We start from the raw sequence: 15,521 nt of genomic DNA, 5'->3' as shown, positions 1-15,521 counted from the left end.
TCCCAGCGGTTCGAAGGCGCCGGAAACGAAGACGCCGCGGCATGTGCCGCGGCGTCTTTCATTGACATACAGCCAATCGACTACGCCGGCTGAAGCGCCAGTTCACGTGCATAACGCGGCGCGGCGGCGCCGACCACGATGTGCAGCGTATCCGCCGAAGTCCACGCCACGTCGAGCGCGCCGAGCTTCTCGCGATCCACGGCCGCCGGGTCGCGCACGATCACGCGCAGGCGCGTGGCCGCCACCGCGTCGAGCGAGACGATGTTGGCAACGCCGCCGAACACCGCGAGCCAGCGCGACGGAGCCGGATCGAGCGGGCCCTGCGCGACGTCCGCACCCGCGTTCGCCTGAGCGGCCGCAACGGCTTGTGCAGCGTGCTGCGCCGCCGCAGCCGGCTTGACAGCCGCCGCACCGCCGCGTGCGATCTCGCCGCGAATCTCATCGGCGATGATGTCCGCTTCCGGCCCGATGACGACCTGCACGCTTTCGCCGCCGCGCTTGAGCACACCGCGCGCGCCGATTGCCTTCAGTGCCGGCTCCGAAACATGCGCCGGATCGGCCACGGTGAGACGCAGACGCGTCGTGCAGGCATCGACCACCTTGAGGTTGGCCGCACCGCCCAGCGCATCGATGTAACGCGCAGCACGCGAGAGCGATGCCGTTGCCGAGCCGCCAGCCGCGACCGCCACACCCGACATCGACGAGGCGATTGCCGTATCGCCCGCAGAGGCTTCACGGCCCGGTGTGGGCAGATTGAAGCGGCGGATGAAGAAACGGAACAGCCCGTAGTACACGACCGCATAGACCGCGCCGAGGGGAATGGCATACCAGCCATGCGTGGAAAGCCCGTAGTTCAGCACGTAGTCGATCGCGCCCGCCGAGAAGGTAAAGCCGAGCTTGATGCCGAGCAGCGAGCAGATCGCCAGCGACAGCCCCGTGAGCACCGCGTGGATCGCGTAGAGCACGGGGGCGAGGAACATGAACGTGAATTCGATCGGCTCCGTCACGCCCGTGAGGAACGAGGTGAGCGCCATCGAAAACAACAGGCCGCCCACCATTGCGCGCTTGTCCTTCGGCGCTTCGTGCAGCATCGCGAGGCACGCTGCCGGCAGGCCGAACATCATCACCGGGAAGAAGCCGGCCATGAAGCTGCCCGCCGTGGGGTCGCCCGCGAAGAAGCGGTGCAGGTCGCCCGTGACGGCCGCGCCGCCGGCTGCCGGCGTGAACGAGCCGAACACGAACCAGACGAGCGAGTTGAGGATGTGGTGCAGGCCCGTAACGAGCAGGAGCCGGTTGAGCAAGCCGTACACGAAGGTGCCGATCGCGCCCGCCGTGGTGAGCCAGTGGCCGGCGGTGTCGATTACGCCCTGCACCGGTCCCCACACGTAGCCGAACACGATGCCCAGCGCGAGACACGTGAGCCCCGTGACGATCGGCACGAAGCGTTTGCCGCCGAAGAACGCGAGGAACTCGGGCAGCTTGATGTCCTTGAAGCGGTTGTACAGCATGCCCGCGACGACACCGGCCACCACGCCCGACAGCACGCCCATGTTGAGCTTGTCGTTGATGTCCTTCATCACGGCGGTCTGGACCAGATAGCCCAGGGCGCCCGCGAGGCCGGCCACGCCGTTGTTGTCTTTCGCGAAGCCCACTGCAATGCCGATCGCGAACAGCAACGGCAGGTTATCGAAGATCGCGCCGCCCGCGTCGGCGATGATCTTGATGTTGAGCATGTCGGCCTGGCCGAAGCGCAGCAGGATGCCGGCCACCGGCAGCACTGCGATGGGAAGCATCAGCGCGCGGCCGAGGCTTTGTATCTTGAGAAACGGATTGCCATCCATTGAACTGCCTCCAGTCTTTATCTCTTGCTTGACGTGTGGGGGTGAGAGAAGCCGGCGCGCGATCGCTGCGCACGCCGGCATGTTTCTAAGGATTGCCTGGGGTGGGTGAAACAGAAACCATCAATCGAGCGGCCAGCTTTCGCGGCTGGCCGCACGCACGGCTTGCGCCGATTCGAGTGCGAGCGCGTGCTGCGCACGCTCGCGACAGTCGTTGTAGTCGAGCTTGCGCACGCGCGCCTTGATCGACGGCACCGAAACCGGATCGACGGAAAGCTCCGTCACGCCGAGGCCGACGAGCAGCGGCACCGCGAGCGGATCGCCCGCCAGCGCGCCGCACACGCCGACCCACTTGCCGTGCTTGTTCGCGCCCTCGACCGCCGCCGCCACGAGACGCAGCACGGCCGGGTGCAGACCGTCGGCCTGCGCCGCGAGGTCAGGCCGGCAACGGTCCATCGCGAGCGTGTACTGCGTGAGGTCGTTGGTGCCGATCGAGAGAAAATCGGCGTGGCGCGCGAGCTGGTCCGCGAGCAGGGCTGCGGAGGGCACCTCGATCATCACGCCCACCTCGATCGGCTCCGTGCGGCCCGCTTCGCGTGCGAATGCATCGATGCGCTCGCGCAGACGCACGAGCTCGCCCACGTCGGTCACCATCGGCAACAGGATGCGCACCTTGCCCGCCGGCTTCACGGCAACGAGTCCGCGCAGCTGGTCGTCCAGCAGATCGGGCCGCACCTGCGCGAGGCGGATGCCGCGCAGACCCAGCGCCGGATTCGGCTCCGGCGGCAGCGTGAGATAGTCGACTTCCTTGTCCGCGCCCACGTCGAGCGTGCGGATGATCGCCGTACGGCCTGCGAGTGCGTCCGTAATGGCCTGGTAGCTCTGAAGATGTTCTTCCACCGTCGGCGCGGCCTGGCGATGGATAAAAAGCAGTTCCGTGCGCAGCAGGCCCACGGCGTCCGCGCCGTTTTCCACCGCCGTGCTGGCGTCTTCCAGCGTCGCGATGTTGGCGGCGACTTCCACCGCATGGCCGTCGCGTGTGGCTGCGGCTTCCTGCGACGTGCGGCGGTTCGCTTCGCGCACGCTGGCGAGGCGCTGCTTCTCGCTGCGCGCACGCTCGATGTCGAGCGCGCTCGGCGTGTACGCAAAGCGGCCGGCACCCGCATCGATGACGACTTCGGTGCCTTCGGGCACCGCATGAAGCGCGTCGCCGAGCGCCACGAGCGCCGGAATGCCGGCCTGGCGCGCGATGATCGCGGCGTGCGAGGTCGCGCCGCCGCGCGCCATCACGAGCGCCATCACGCGCTTGCGGTCGAGCGAAGCGAGATCGGACGGCGTGAATTCGTCGGCGGCGAGGACGGCTTCTTCGGGCAGCGTGCGCGCGGCCGTATTAGACAGACCGAGCGCGCGCAGCACGCGCTTTTCGAGGTCGCGCAGGTCGGCGGCGCGCTCCGCGAGCAGCGGATCGTCCACCTTGCCGAGCACCGCGATCTGCGCGCGGATCGCCTCGCGCCACGCGTAGCCCGCGCTCTTGCCGAGGCTGATCGCGTCGCGCGCGGCGTCGACGAGCGTCGGGTCTTCGAGCAGCACGCGGTGCATCGTGAAAATGCCCGCCTCGCCGATCGCGCCGCGCTGCGAAGCCGTGCGCACGCTCTGATTCAGCTCGGCGTCCACGGCGGCGATCGCCTTGTCGAGCAGGCGGCTTTCCGCGGCCGATGTGCCGCCCGCGAATTCGGGCGGCGTGAGTTCGGCTTCGTCCCAGCGCACCAGCCTGCCCACCGCGACGCCCGGCGCCGCGCACACGCCCGCGAGCACGCCCGGCTCGGCGGACGACGCCACGGCGGCCGCGGCTTCCTGCATCAGCGGTGCGGGCGACTGCTGCCGCGCCGGCAATTCACTTGCCGCGCCGCCCTCACCGGGCGCTTCGCGCAGGAGTTCGTTCGCGACGGCGTCCACGGCGCGCTGCGCCTCCAGGCCGATGCCGACGAGCTCGATGGTCGCGCCCTCGCCCGCGCCGAGGCCGAGCAGGCCGACGACGCTCTCGATCGCGGACTTGCGTTCGCCAAAGCGGACCTCGACGCGCGCATCGATGCCGCGCACCGCTTCGCGGGCCCGCGCGGCCGGCCGCGCATGGAGGCCGCCCGCATGCGTGAGCGTGACGCTGCGGCGCACTTCGTTTGCGATCAATTCGTGGGCGGGCGCGACCTCCACGCCGTCACGCACGCGCAGCACGAGCAGCGCGGACTTGCCCGCTTCGACGTGCCCCGCGCCCGCGCGCTCGATCACTTCGAATGCATCCGAATTGGCGATCGCGACGACCGAAACGAGGCTCGGCGCATTGCACGCCACCACGTCGAGATCGAACTCGATCAACGTGTCGCCGAGACGCACCTGCGCGCCCTGCGTGACCTTCGGCGTGAAGCCCTTGCCGTTCAGCTCGACGGTGTCGATGCCGACGTGCACGAGCACCTGTGCGCCTTCTGCCGATTGCAGCGTGATCGCGTGGCCCGTGCGCGCGAGATGCACGACGATGCCGTCGCACGGCGCGACGACGCGGCCAACGAGCGGATCGACGCCGATTCCGTCGCCGAACAACCCTTCCGAGAACACCGGATCGGGCACCGACGCGAGCGGCACGACCGGCCCGGTGAGCGGCGAGGCCAATACGATGTGCCCCTCGACGCGAGTATGCGGATCCATCAGGCGAGACTCCTCGATGCGTTCCATTCGCTTTCCAATCTAGTGGGTTTCGGTGACTTTGTTCAGGTACCGCGGCTCGTCCGGATTGCGGCCGCGCGCGGCGGCGAGGCCGGCCGCCATCACGTAGAACGACAAAATGGCCGCGATGGGATCGAGTGCCGCATCGGCAGCCGTTTCGAGCGGCAGTGCCGCGCTGGCCACGTCGGCGGGTGCCGCGAGCAGCACGCGCGCACCGCGCTTTTCCATGTCGCGCGCAAACTCGATCAGACCCGCCTGCTCCGGCCCGCGCGGGGCGAACACGAGCAGCGGGTAATCGCGGTCGATCAGCTCCATCGGGCCGTGGCGCACTTCGGCGCTCGAAAACGCTTCGGCCTGAATGCCCGAGGTTTCCTTGAGCTTGAGCGCAGCCTCCTGCGCAATGGCGAGGCCCGGACCGCGGCCGATGACAATCATCTGTTTTACGTCGCGCAATTCTTCGACGGCCTTCGACCAGTCGAGCGTGCCCGCGCGATCGAGCGCGTCGGGCAGCGTGCGCACGGCGTCGAGGAACGCGGCGTCGCGCTGCCAGAAGCCGACGAGCTGCGCCGACATCGCGAGCATCGCGATATAGCTCTTGGTTGCCGCCACGCTCAGCTCGGGACCGGCGAGGAGCGGCAGCTCCGTGCCGGCGGCCTCGGCGAGCGGCGAGCCCGCGACGTTGACCATCGCCGCCGTCAGCGCGCCGGCTTCGCGCAGCGCCTTGATCGTCGCGACGAGGTCAGGACTCCTACCTGATTGGGAAAAAGCGAGGGCAAACTGGCCGCGCACACGTAAGGGCGCCTGCTGGAGCGTCGCGATCGACATCGGCAGCGTCGCCACCGGTACGCCGATGCGGCTCATGGTGAGCGCAGCGAAGTAGCTCGCCGCATGGTCCGAACTGCCGCGCGCGACGGTCAGCGCGACGTGGCGCGGCTCGGCCGCCAGCGCGCGGGCGAGCGCCTCGACGCGCGAGGTGTCCGCGAGCTGCGCGGCGACGACGCCGGCCGAGGCCAGCGCTTCCTTAAGCATATTCGACAATCGATTCTCCTTCGACATAGGTCGCGGTGAGCGCCAGCTCGCGATCGAACACGTTGACATCGGCCCATGCGCCGCGCGCAAGGCGGCCACGGTCTTCGATGCCGAGGTAGTCGGCGGCATAGCGCGACAGGCGCGCGGACACGTCCGCGATCGGCAGGCCGATCGAGACGAGGTTGCGCAGCGCCTGGTCCATGGTGAGGGTGCTGCCCGCGAGCGTGCCGTCGGCGAGGCGCACGCCGCCAAGGCATTTCGTCACGTGCTGGCTGCCGAGGCGGTATTCGCCGTCGGGCATGCCGGTGGCCGAGGTGCTGTCGGTCACTACATACAGGCGCGGAATGGCGCGCAGCGCGGCGCGGATCGCACCGGGATGCACGTGCAGCAGGTCCGGAATGATCTCCGCGTACTCGGCATGCGCGAGCGCCGCGCCGACCACGCCAGGGTTGCGATGATGCAGCGGCGACATCGCGTTGAAGAGGTGCGTGAAGCCGCAGGCGCCGTGCTTGAGCGCGGCCACGGCGTCGTCGTAGGTCGCGAGCGAGTGGCCGATCTGCACGCGCACGCCGCGCGCCGCCATCTCGCCGATGATCTCGATATGGCCCGCAATCTCGGGCGCCACGGTCACCACGCGAATCGGCGCGATCGACAGGTACTTGAGCACTTCGTCGAGCACGGCCGAAACGGCGGCGTCGGGCTGCGCGCCGAGCTTGCCCGGATTGATGTACGGGCCTTCGAGGTGCACGCCCAGCACGCGTGCGCCGCCCGCCGTGCGGTTGCGCGTGACGTGGCCAAGGCCCGCGACCACGTTCATCAGTTCGTCGCGCGGAGCGGTCATGGTGGTGGCGAGCAGGCTCGTGGTGCCGTAACGGGCGTGGGTGCGCGCGATGGTTTCGATCGCGTCGCCGGCTTCCATCACGTCGGCGCCGCCGCCGCCATGCACGTGCAGGTCGATGAAGCCCGGCAGGATGTAAGGCGCGTCGTTCTTCGCCGGATCGGTGGCCTCGCCCGTGATCGCGGTGATGCGTCCGTTCTCGAACGACAGCGTGCCGTGGATCCAGCCTTCAGGGGTGAGTATGTTTCCGCTCAGCATGAGAGTTTTCCGATGAGGCGCATCGAAGCGCGGTAGGACGGTTCGGTGACGTGCATGAGAGAGACTGCGGCGGCGTTCACTGGCGCAGCTCCGCAACGAAGTCGTAATAGCCGTCGCGGCAATAGGTGTCGGTCAGCTCGATGGCGCGCTGATCGGCGGAAAAGCCCACGCGCGTGATGACGAGCAGCGCCGCGCGCGGCTCGACGCCCATCAGCGCGGCGATCTCGCCCGTCGCGTTGACCGCGCGAAAGTGCTGCAGGGCGCGCACCACGGGCACGCGGCGCTGCTCCAGATACGCATACAGCGAGCCCTCGATGGCTTGCGGGTCCGGCACGATCGATACCGGCAGCGCCGAATGCTCGACCGCCATCACGGTGCCGTCGGCGCGGCGCAGGCGGCGCAGGCTCGCGACCGAAGCGCCCGGCGAGAGGCCGAGCTGCACGATCTCCTCGCGATGCGCGGGCCGTACCTCGCGCGCGAGCCACACCGAGTCGGGCGTGAAGCCGCGCTGCTCCATTTTCTTCGTGAAGCCCGTGAGGCGCGAAAGCGGATCTTCCACGCGCGGCGTGATGAAGCTGCCCGCGCCGCGCGCGCGCCGGATCAGCCCCTGCTCCACGAGCAGCTCGATCGCCTTGCGCGCGGTGATGCGCGACACGCCGATGGCGTCCGACAGCGTGCGCTCCGACGGCAGCGCCTCGCCGGCCGACCATACGCCGCAGTGAATGGCCGTGGCAAGGTTGCGCGCCAGCTGCAGGTAGAGCGGCGTCACGTTGCGCGCATCGGGCATCAGGGCAGACCAACGGGTTTCCATGGACTTGGCGCCAGCGGTTGGACGATCGTGGGGGGCCGGACGGGCATGCTACGCGGCAGTGCCGGTTGTGCAGATTGGTCCGGTGCGGAATCGAGCCCATTATATAACCACAATAAGACCAGTCAACCAATACCGCAGCACCGGAGGACATCAAAAAATATCGTTAAAAATCAATATATTGCACAAAAACACAAGGCTCCGGCGGGACACGGGCGATATCGGGATTTACCCTGGAACGGTACCCCGGGACGCCACAATGGGACCAAAGTGGCATCAACAGGTTATCTGACATAGCCCACCGTAGTACCGCCATAGGACCAGGACGCGGCTTCGGCAGGCAGGAACGCGCGGATCCCGATAGCGCACGCGCAATAAAAAACGCCGTGGCGCTCGCCACGGCGTTCGGGTCCTGCTGGCTCTCGCGTCGACTGGACGCGGACAGCCGCTTCTCGTAGGTCCCTTAGAACGACGGAACCATCGAGCCCTTGAACTCGTTCTTGATGAACTGGCGCACGTCTTCCGACTGGTAGGCGGCAACCAGCTTCTTCACCCACGGCTTGTCCTTGTCCGGGGTGCGGACGGCGATCAGGTTCGCGTACGGACTGTGAATGTCCTCGATTGCGATGGCGTCTTTGGTCGGCTGCAGGCCGGCCGCGAGCGCGTAGTTCGTGTTGATCACGGCGGCGTCCACGTCGCCGAGCGCGCGCGGAAGCTGTGCGGCGTCGAGTTCGACGAGCTTGATCTTCTTCGCGTTTTCGGCGAGGTCGAGCGGCGTCGCATTATTGCCGTTGGTGCCCGCGCCGGCGCGCAGCTTGATCAGGCCCTTGCTTTGCAGGAGCAGCAGCGCGCGGTTTTCGTTCGACGGGTCGTTCGGCACGGCGACCTTCGCGCCCTGCGGCAGCTCGTTCAGGGATTTGAGCTTCTTCGAGTACACGCCAATGGGCGAGATGTACGTGAGGCCCGCGTTCACGAGCTTGTAGCCGCGCTGCTTGATCTGGCTGTCGAGATACGGGCCGGTCTGGAAGCTGTTGGCGTCGAGGTCGCCGGCGTCGAGCGCGGCGTTCGGCTGCACGTAGTCGTTGAATTCGACGACCTTGACGTTCAGGCCTTCGCGCCTGGCAACCTTCTGGACGACGGCCCAGACTTGCGCGTCCGGACCCGCAACGGTGCCGACCTTGATGACCTGGTCGTCCGCGCGTGCGCCGAAGCTGGCTGCGAGCGTGGTGGCGGCTACGCCGGCGAGGAGTGCTTTAATCAGATTTCTGCGCTGCATGAAGATGGTGTTCCTGCATGGTTTTGGTGTTGCTCCGATTCCGCGGCGTGGTGCGCCGTCTGCCGGACAATATAAATCGTCTCATATGGAACCAGTTGCCGGAAATAATGAATTCGCATACTGGTATGCCCGCGCGGCCCTGAAGCGCGCGGCGCGTGTGCGCCTCTCGAGGCGAACACGCCGGACGTCCCTTAGTCGGGATTCGAGCCGAGGAGGATCTTCAGATCGTGCAGCCAGGGCGTGACGCCCTGCCCGTCGCGCGCAAAGAGGCGCAGCTTGCCGGTCGTGTCGAACACGTAGCTCGCAGCGGTGTGGTCCATCGTGTAGCTGTCCGGCGTGTTGCCGGGCACCTTCGCGTAGTACACGCGGAAATCCTTCGCCACCTGCTTGAGCTGGTCCTCGTTGGCCGGGCGCAGCCCAATGAAGGCCGGATTGAACGCGGCCGCGTACTGGCTCAGGATCTGCGGCGTGTCGCGCTCGGGATCGACGGTGACGAACAGCACCTGCACGCGCTTCGCCGCATCGGGGCCCAACTGCTGGAGCGCCTGCGAAAGCTCGGCCATGGTGGTCGGGCAGACGTCCGGACAGTGCGTGTAGCCGAAGAACAGCACGACCACCTTGTCCTTGAAGTCGGCGAGCGTGCGCGTCTTGCCGCTGGTGTCGGGCAATGCGAAGTCCTTGCCGAACTGCGTATTGCCGGTGATGTCGAGGTTCGAGAACGAGGGCGGCTGCTGGCCGCAGCCCCCGAGAACCAGCGTGCCGCCGAGTGCGCCTGCAGCGGCAAGCGCGACGACCGTGGCGCGCGCAAGGCGCGCAAGCGTGCGGTGGGCCATGTCGTTACGCCGCGATGAGCGCATGCACGTAATGGTCGACGAGCAGCGCCACGAACAGCAACGAGAGGTAGACGATCGAATAGCGGAAAGTCTTGCGCGCCAGTGCGTCGGAATACTCGACGTAGATCTTCCACGCGTAGGCGAGGAACACCGCGCCGAGCAGCACGGCCGCAGCCAGATACAGCACGCCGCTCATGCCCGAGATGTAAGGCATCAGCGTGACCGCGAACAGGATCACGGTGTAGAGCAGGATGTGCAGACGCGTGTACTTTTCGCCGTGCGTGTTCGGCAGCATCGGCAGGCCGGCGTTTTCGTAGTCCTTGCGGCGGTAGAGCGCGAGCGCCCAGAAATGCGGCGGCGTCCACACGAAAATAATGAGCACGAGAATCCAGGCGTCGCCGGGCACGTGGCCCGTCACCGCGGCCCAGCCGAGCGCCGGCGGCATGGCGCCCGAGGCGCCGCCGATCACGATGTTCTGCGGCGTGGCCGGCTTGAGCAGCAGCGTGTAGATGATCGCGTAGCCAATGAAGGTCGCGACCGTAAGCCACATGGTGAGCGGATTGGTGAACGTGTACAGCACCCACATGCCGAGGCCGCCGATCACCGCCGAGAAGATCAGGATCTGGGTGCTCGTGATCTCGCCGCGCGCTGAAGGACGCCAGGCAGTGCGACGCATGCGCGCATCCACCTTTTGCTCGACGAGACAGTTGATCGCGAAGGCCGCACCGGCCGTGAGCCAGATGCCGACGGTGCCGCCGATCAGCTGCTTCCAGGGCACCATGCCCGGCACGGCGAGGAACATGCCGATGACGGCGCAAAACACGGCGAGTTGCGTGACGCGCGGCTTGGTGAGCGCGAGATATTGGGAAATCCGGCTACCGGGCGTCTGGGATAAGGTTGTACTTTCCATAGGGCGGGATCACACCGCAGCGGTGTCGCGCGCTGGGAGAACGGCGCGGCCGGGGCGGCTACAAGCAATTCGAAAGTTTAGCACGACGACCAAAAGCAGCAGGACCGCCGCGCCACCGTTGTGCGCCACTGCGACGGGCAGCGGCCACTGCAGCACGATGTTGGAAAGCCCAGTCAAAAACTGGATAAAGATGACGATCATGATCCAGTTTGCCGGGCGTCGCAGCGAGACATAGCGTCGCAACTTGAGGGCGAACCATACCAGATAAGCGATCACGACGAACGCGAACGTACGGTGCGTCCAGTGGATCGCGACGAGCGCGTCCTGCGTGATCACGTCGCCGTTGCCGTCCATGCCGAGCGCGCGCCACAGGTGGAAGCCGTGATGGAAATCCATCGGCGGAATCCACGCGCCGTTGCAGGTCGGGAAGTCGGTGCAGGCGAGCACCGCGTAGTTCGTGCTCACCCAGCCGCCCAGCGCGATCTGCAAAACGAGCAGCCCGAGCGCCGCCAGCGCGGCCACGCGCCAGCGCGCGGCATCGGGCTCGTAGGCGGGCAGCGGCGTCATGCGCGCGCCGAGCCACGCGAGCGAGCCGAGCAGCGTGAGGCCGAGCAGGAGGTGCGTGGTGACGATGACGGGCTGCAGTTTCATCGTCACCGTCCACGCGCCGAACACGCCCTGCACGAGGATCAGCCCGAGCAGCGCGGTGGGCCACCACGGCGACACATGCAGCGGCAGGCGCTTGATGCGCGCGCGCCAGGCAATCGCCATCTGCGCGATGATCAGGACACCGATGGCCATGGCGAAATAGCGGTGGATCATCTCGATCCACGCCTTCGTCATGCTCACGGGGCCGCTCGGCATGGCGAGATGCGCCGCGGCAATCTGCGCATGCGCGATAAATGGCGACGACGTGCCATAGCAGCCCGGCCAGTCAGGACAGCCGAGGCCCGAGTCGGTCAGGCGCGTGAAGCCGCCGAACATCACGAGGTCGAGCGTCATGAACGTCGTGAGCCACACGAGCTTGCGAAACTTGTTGTCGTCGGCCTTCACCCAGACCCACGAGAGCGGCAACAACGCGATGCACAGGCCAATCAGGCCCAGCTCCAGGATAAACATCTCTCTTACTCTTCTCTGTCAGACTCGCGCTGCGCACCTTAACCGATGCGGGACCACTTGAGCAGTTTAGTGACGTCTTGTTTGATTTTCGACGGATCGGCGTGCGCCGGGAATCGCATCATCAGGTTGCCGTTCGGATCGACCAGATAGATGTGGTCGGTGTCTTTCGTCGTCGGCGTCGCGGGCAGCCACGCAGCAACGGCGACCGGATCGGCGCGCAGCATGCGCGTGTCCGCGTAGGCGCCCTTCACTTTCGCAGGGACACCTGCGTCATCGGTACGCAGCCAGACCGTGACGATGCGCTCGCGCTCCGGGCCCTGCGTCGCGCGCACCTGGCGCATGAAATAGAGCTTCGTCGCGCAGGCTTCATCACAGTCCCCGCCATTCGCCGAGATCATCAGCCAGCGGCCCTTGAGCGAGGCGAGCGGCACTTCATGACCGTCTTCGCCCGTCACCATGAGCGCGCCGGGAATGGGCCGCTGCGGCTCGATGAGCGCGCCATAGCTCGTCGTGCCGCCCTTTGGCTTGATCACGTAGTACGTGAAGTACGAAATCGCGATCGGCGCGCCGCAAATGAGCGCAATGATGAGCAGCGTCCAGCGGCCGCGCCGCTTTGCGTTCTTGTGCGCGTCCTGGTGCGCGTCCTTCTGCGCGGACGTGGCGGCCGGCTGTGCGACCGGGGCGGAACGGGGGGATTGCGTCGACACTCTCGTGAAACCTCGCTTCTGTCGCTGTCGGTTGTCCATGTGCTGCATGCGCGGCGCCGTTGTCCGGATCATGTCGGATGCCATTGATTCGTCCGACGGATCATCGGGCGTCCTTTGCGCTGCCTGTGCCTGGCCTTCCGGGCGCTTCGGCGTGCCGCCCGGCCTCGCCTTCGGTGCGCGCTTTTGTCGCAGCGCTTTTCGCAGCGCTTTTCGCAGCCTTACGGGCCGCAAACAGGCCGAAACCGAGGGCAGCGAGCGCCATGCCCCACCACTGGAGCATGTAGCCGTAGTTGCGCTCGACATCGGTATCCGGCGCCGGCCAGTCGCGCACGAGCCCGTCCTTGAAGGCCGGCACGAAACCGGTTTGCTGGATCACGAACGGTTGCAGCGGCAACCCGGTTTCCGCTGCGTAGGAAGCGACGCCGAGATTCTGCCGTATCTTCTGATGCGCTGCAGAGCCGCCCGCACCGAGTTCGAACGCGCGCGAGGCGTCCGCGCGCGCAATGCCTTCCACGACGACCGGCCCAGGCGGCGTGACATAGGGCGCGATCGCGGCGCGGTCCGCGATGTTGCGCGGCAGCCAGCCGCGATTGACCAGCACGTAGCCGCCGCCTTCGAGTTTAAGCGGCATCACGACATAGAAGCCCGGCTGATCGTTATACGGCCGATTGTCGAGATACACCGCGCGCTCGGGCAGGAACGTGCCCGTCGCCCGCACACGATGGAACTCGATGTCCTTCAGCGCGAGCGGCGCGGCGCCCACCGGCTGCGGCGCAGACGATTCGTACTGCGTGATTTGTGCCTGCAGCGCCTCCTTCTGATGCGCGCGGTCGCGCTGCCAGAAGCCGAGCCGGATCGTCACGGCCATCACGATCAGGATGAGCAACGCGGGGACGAGCCGGAATTTCATTGGGCACGTCCGATGCGTGAGATACCCGTGATCGAACCCCGCGCCACGCAGCGTGGTGCGATAATGAGACAGACGTTTTCAGGCATGCCAAATTCCGTGAACTTCATGCACATACTCGTCCCCGTTGCGTTCGCGCTGATCATCGCGAGCATGATCTCCGCGCTCTACTTCATGATGCACGACCGGGGCCGCACCAAGCGGATGGTCTGGTCGCTCGCCACGCGCGTGGGCCTTTCCATTTCGCTATTCCTGTTCATCCTGTTCGCGCACTGGATGGGCTGGATCCAGTCCACCGGCATTCCTTACGGTCGCTGAGCGCGGCTGGCCCTCACCGAACACTGCCGCGCAAACTTCATTGCGGAAAACACAAGGCGCCGCGCCGACGAGGTCGGGCGGCGCCTGGTTTCATTCCCGTTCCGCGCGCCGCGACGCGCGCGGCGCACCACGCATCACAGCCAGTACACGACGACGTAGAGGCCGAGCCACACCACGTCAACGAAGTGCCAGTACCATGCCGCGCCTTCGAATGCGAAGTGATGCTCCGCGGTGAAGTGGCCGCGAATGAGCCGGATCATCACGACAGTCAGCATCGTGCCGCCCAGGAACACGTGGAAGCCGTGGAAGCCCGTGAGCAGGAAGAACGTCGAACCGTAGATGCCCGAAGCGAGCGTGAGGTTCAGTTCGTTGTACGCATGGATGTATTCGAACGCCTGCAGGAAGAGGAAGCACACGCCCAGCACGATCGTCGCGGCGAGCCAGGCGATGGCCTTCGAGCGATGGTTGTCGCGCAGCGCATGGTGCGAAACCGTGAGCGTCGCACCCGAGGACAGCAGCAGCGCCGTGTTGATGGTCGGCACGGGCCACGGCGTCATCGAGCGGAAGTGCGAGACCAGCGCCGCGGGACCGTTGTTCGGCCAGATGGCCGAGAAGTCCGGCCAGATCAGCTTGTAGTCGAGGCTGCCGAGCTGATGCAGGGCGATCGCGCGCGCGTAGAAGAGCGCGCCGAAGAACGCGCCGAAGAACATCACTTCGGAGAAGATGAACCAGCTCATGCTCCACCGGTACGACACGTCGACACGCTTGCCGTACATGCCGCCCTCGGATTCGGCGATGGCGTCGCCGAACCAGTGCCACAGCGTGAAGAGCAGCCACAGCAAGCCGACGAGCACGCCGATCGGCGCCCACGACTCGCCGTTGATCCACGAGGCGAGCGACGCGAGCATGACCAGAAGCCCAATGGACGCGCTGATCGGGTGCCGCGACGGATGCGGTACGAAGTAGTACGGGCTATCGTTTTGGCCGCTCATGCCAGTTTCTCCAGTTTCCAGTTGCACCGGACATCGCCGGCTGCATTGATCCGAGTGTGTCCTCGTTATTCACTGCATCGCGCGCGGCGTTGCGCGCGAAAAACTCATCCCACCACCGCGTGCACGATCAGCAGCAGCACGACGATGAACAGCACCGCACCGATGATGCCCGCGATGATCAACTGCACGGGGTGCAGGTTCGCGGCGTCGTCTTCGAGGTCGGCGCGCTTGCGCACGCCGAGAAAGGACCACGCCACCGCTTTCATCACCTGCAGGATGCCGCCCTTCTTCTTCGCCGGCCCTGCATCTGCACCGCCGCGTTCGTCGCTCATGCGCCTTTCGCCTCCTGGCCTCGTTGATCCCGGCTCCGAAGCCTCATGCGCCCGCCGACTGCTTCGGCGGCGGCACGGCCGGCTTGTTCAGTTCGAAGAACGTGTACGACAGCGTGATCGTCTTCACGTCCTTCGGCAGCTTGGGGTCGATCACGAACACCACCGGCATGCGCTTCGTCTCGTTCGCCTTCAGGACCTGCTGCGTGAAGCAGAAACACTCGATCTTGCGGAAGTACTCCGTCGCCTGCTTCGGCGCGTAGCTCGGAATGGCCTGCGCGTCGATCGTGCGTCCTTCGTTGTTCGAAATGTCGTACATCACCGTCATGACTTCGCCCGGATGCACGTCGAGGCTCGTTTGCTCCGGCTTGAAACCGAGCAGCCCGCGTGCGTTCGCGTCGAACTCCACGGAGATCGTGCGCGTCATGTCCACCTGCGTGTTGCGCGCCTCGCGCCCGGTGGCGTCGCGCTGCACCAGGTTGTTGATGCCGGTGACCTGGCAGATCGCGCGATACATCGGCACGAGCGCAAAGCCGAATCCGAACATCAGCAGCGCCACGACGACGAGCTTGATGAGCATCGACCGGTTGAACGCGCGATCATTTCCAGCTTGCGTGGACATCGGACTTCCTCGAACGATC

The 15,521-nt window shown here is 66.4% G+C and carries 15 protein-coding genes; 1 reads left to right on the top strand and 14 read right to left on the bottom strand.

All coding sequences use genetic code 11. From position 1 onward, the window contains the following. Positions 1-80: 80 nt before the first annotated feature. The 11 genes from nagE to C7411_RS04190 form a co-directional block, all read right to left on the bottom strand. Complete coding sequence (nagE, locus tag C7411_RS04240; protein WP_110383001.1) at positions 81-1,841, bottom strand: N-acetylglucosamine-specific PTS transporter subunit IIBC; 1,761 nt, start codon at positions 1,839-1,841, stop codon at positions 81-83. Positions 1,842-1,961: 120 nt separating this feature from the next. Further along, positions 1,962-4,565: a phosphoenolpyruvate--protein phosphotransferase gene (gene ptsP, locus C7411_RS04235; RefSeq protein WP_110383002.1), complete on the bottom strand. Its 2,604-nt coding sequence runs from the start codon at positions 4,563-4,565 to the stop codon at positions 1,962-1,964. Positions 4,566-4,577: 12 nt separating this feature from the next. Then, positions 4,578-5,585, bottom strand: a complete 1,008-nt coding sequence (locus tag C7411_RS04230; protein ID WP_110383003.1) for an SIS domain-containing protein — start codon at positions 5,583-5,585, stop codon at positions 4,578-4,580. Continuing rightward, on the bottom strand, positions 5,578-6,681 hold the full coding sequence (nagA, locus tag C7411_RS04225; RefSeq protein ID WP_110383004.1) for an N-acetylglucosamine-6-phosphate deacetylase: 1,104 nt from the start codon (positions 6,679-6,681) through the stop codon (positions 5,578-5,580). The genes C7411_RS04230 and nagA overlap by 8 nt, the downstream gene beginning before the upstream one ends. A 76-nt stretch (positions 6,682-6,757) precedes the next feature. Continuing rightward, a complete protein-coding gene (locus C7411_RS04220; protein ID WP_110383005.1) occupies positions 6,758-7,492 on the bottom strand; it encodes a GntR family transcriptional regulator in 735 nt (244 codons plus the stop codon). 460 nt (positions 7,493-7,952) lie between these two features. Beyond that, positions 7,953-8,765 carry a MetQ/NlpA family ABC transporter substrate-binding protein gene (locus C7411_RS04215; RefSeq protein ID WP_110383006.1) on the bottom strand — a complete coding sequence of 271 codons (813 nt, stop codon included), beginning with the start codon at positions 8,763-8,765 and terminating at the stop codon, positions 7,953-7,955. Positions 8,766-8,956: 191 nt separating this feature from the next. Next, a complete protein-coding gene (locus C7411_RS04210; protein WP_110383007.1) occupies positions 8,957-9,598 on the bottom strand; it encodes an SCO family protein in 642 nt (213 codons plus the stop codon). 4 nt (positions 9,599-9,602) lie between these two features. Then, the gene (cyoE, locus tag C7411_RS04205) at positions 9,603-10,508 is read right to left on the bottom strand and encodes a heme o synthase (protein ID WP_110383008.1); all 906 of its coding nucleotides are present in this window, start codon (positions 10,506-10,508) and stop codon (positions 9,603-9,605) included. Between the two features lie 9 nt (positions 10,509-10,517). Next, positions 10,518-11,627, bottom strand: a complete 1,110-nt coding sequence (locus C7411_RS04200; protein WP_110383009.1) for a COX15/CtaA family protein — start codon at positions 11,625-11,627, stop codon at positions 10,518-10,520. Positions 11,628-11,665: 38 nt separating this feature from the next. Next, positions 11,666-12,334, bottom strand: coding sequence for an SCO family protein (locus C7411_RS04195; protein ID WP_110383295.1), 669 nt, complete (start codon positions 12,332-12,334; stop codon positions 11,666-11,668). Positions 12,335-12,434: 100 nt separating this feature from the next. Further along, positions 12,435-13,244, bottom strand: coding sequence for an SURF1 family protein (locus C7411_RS04190; protein WP_110383010.1), 810 nt, complete (start codon positions 13,242-13,244; stop codon positions 12,435-12,437). A gap of 105 nt (positions 13,245-13,349) precedes the next feature. Between C7411_RS04190 and C7411_RS04185 the strand changes: the two genes are divergently transcribed. Beyond that, positions 13,350-13,559, top strand: a complete 210-nt coding sequence (locus C7411_RS04185; RefSeq protein ID WP_028201826.1) for a twin transmembrane helix small protein — start codon at positions 13,350-13,352, stop codon at positions 13,557-13,559. Positions 13,560-13,693: 134 nt separating this feature from the next. Here the strand turns inward: C7411_RS04185 and C7411_RS04180 are convergent, their stop codons facing one another. The 3 genes from C7411_RS04180 to C7411_RS04170 all read right to left on the bottom strand — a co-directional run bounded on the left by C7411_RS04180 (position 13,694) and on the right by C7411_RS04170 (position 15,502). Continuing rightward, complete coding sequence (locus C7411_RS04180) at positions 13,694-14,551, bottom strand: cytochrome c oxidase subunit 3 (RefSeq protein WP_110383011.1); 858 nt, start codon at positions 14,549-14,551, stop codon at positions 13,694-13,696. Between the two features lie 104 nt (positions 14,552-14,655). Beyond that, positions 14,656-14,817 (bottom strand): DUF2970 domain-containing protein, encoded by a 162-nt coding sequence (locus tag C7411_RS04175; protein WP_373682561.1) that lies wholly within the window; start codon positions 14,815-14,817, stop codon positions 14,656-14,658. 109 nt (positions 14,818-14,926) lie between these two features. Then, positions 14,927-15,502: a cytochrome c oxidase assembly protein gene (locus C7411_RS04170; protein WP_110383013.1), complete on the bottom strand. Its 576-nt coding sequence runs from the start codon at positions 15,500-15,502 to the stop codon at positions 14,927-14,929. Positions 15,503-15,521 lie beyond the last annotated feature (19 nt).

Origin of the sequence: Paraburkholderia silvatlantica (assembly GCF_003096715.1) — a bacterium.
Taxonomy (GTDB): domain Bacteria; phylum Pseudomonadota; class Gammaproteobacteria; order Burkholderiales; family Burkholderiaceae; genus Paraburkholderia; species Paraburkholderia silvatlantica.
Note: the sequence above shows the minus strand (reverse complement) of the source record. Positions and strands in the feature narration are given on the sequence as shown.

Excerpts from the sequence above, each read along its gene's own strand:
- nagE (WP_110383001.1), bottom strand. The coding sequence starts at position 1,841 with ATGGATGGCAATCCGTTTCTCAAGATACAAAGCCTCGGCCGCGCGCTG.
- ptsP (WP_110383002.1), bottom strand. The coding sequence starts at position 4,565 with ATGGAACGCATCGAGGAGTCTCGCCTGATGGATCCGCATACTCGCGTC.
- C7411_RS04230 (WP_110383003.1), bottom strand. The coding sequence starts at position 5,585 with ATGCTTAAGGAAGCGCTGGCCTCGGCCGGCGTCGTCGCCGCGCAGCTC.
- nagA (WP_110383004.1), bottom strand. The coding sequence starts at position 6,681 with ATGCTGAGCGGAAACATACTCACCCCTGAAGGCTGGATCCACGGCACG.
- C7411_RS04220 (WP_110383005.1), bottom strand. The coding sequence starts at position 7,492 with ATGGAAACCCGTTGGTCTGCCCTGATGCCCGATGCGCGCAACGTGACG.
- C7411_RS04215 (WP_110383006.1), bottom strand. The coding sequence starts at position 8,765 with ATGCAGCGCAGAAATCTGATTAAAGCACTCCTCGCCGGCGTAGCCGCC.
- C7411_RS04210 (WP_110383007.1), bottom strand. The coding sequence starts at position 9,598 with ATGGCCCACCGCACGCTTGCGCGCCTTGCGCGCGCCACGGTCGTCGCG.
- cyoE (WP_110383008.1), bottom strand. The coding sequence starts at position 10,508 with ATGGAAAGTACAACCTTATCCCAGACGCCCGGTAGCCGGATTTCCCAA.
- C7411_RS04200 (WP_110383009.1), bottom strand. The coding sequence starts at position 11,627 with ATGTTTATCCTGGAGCTGGGCCTGATTGGCCTGTGCATCGCGTTGTTG.
- C7411_RS04190 (WP_110383010.1), bottom strand. The coding sequence starts at position 13,244 with ATGAAATTCCGGCTCGTCCCCGCGTTGCTCATCCTGATCGTGATGGCC.
- C7411_RS04185 (WP_028201826.1), top strand. The coding sequence starts at position 13,350 with ATGCACATACTCGTCCCCGTTGCGTTCGCGCTGATCATCGCGAGCATG.
- C7411_RS04180 (WP_110383011.1), bottom strand. The coding sequence starts at position 14,551 with ATGAGCGGCCAAAACGATAGCCCGTACTACTTCGTACCGCATCCGTCG.
- C7411_RS04175 (WP_373682561.1), bottom strand. The coding sequence starts at position 14,817 with ATGAAAGCGGTGGCGTGGTCCTTTCTCGGCGTGCGCAAGCGCGCCGAC.
- C7411_RS04170 (WP_110383013.1), bottom strand. The coding sequence starts at position 15,502 with ATGTCCACGCAAGCTGGAAATGATCGCGCGTTCAACCGGTCGATGCTC.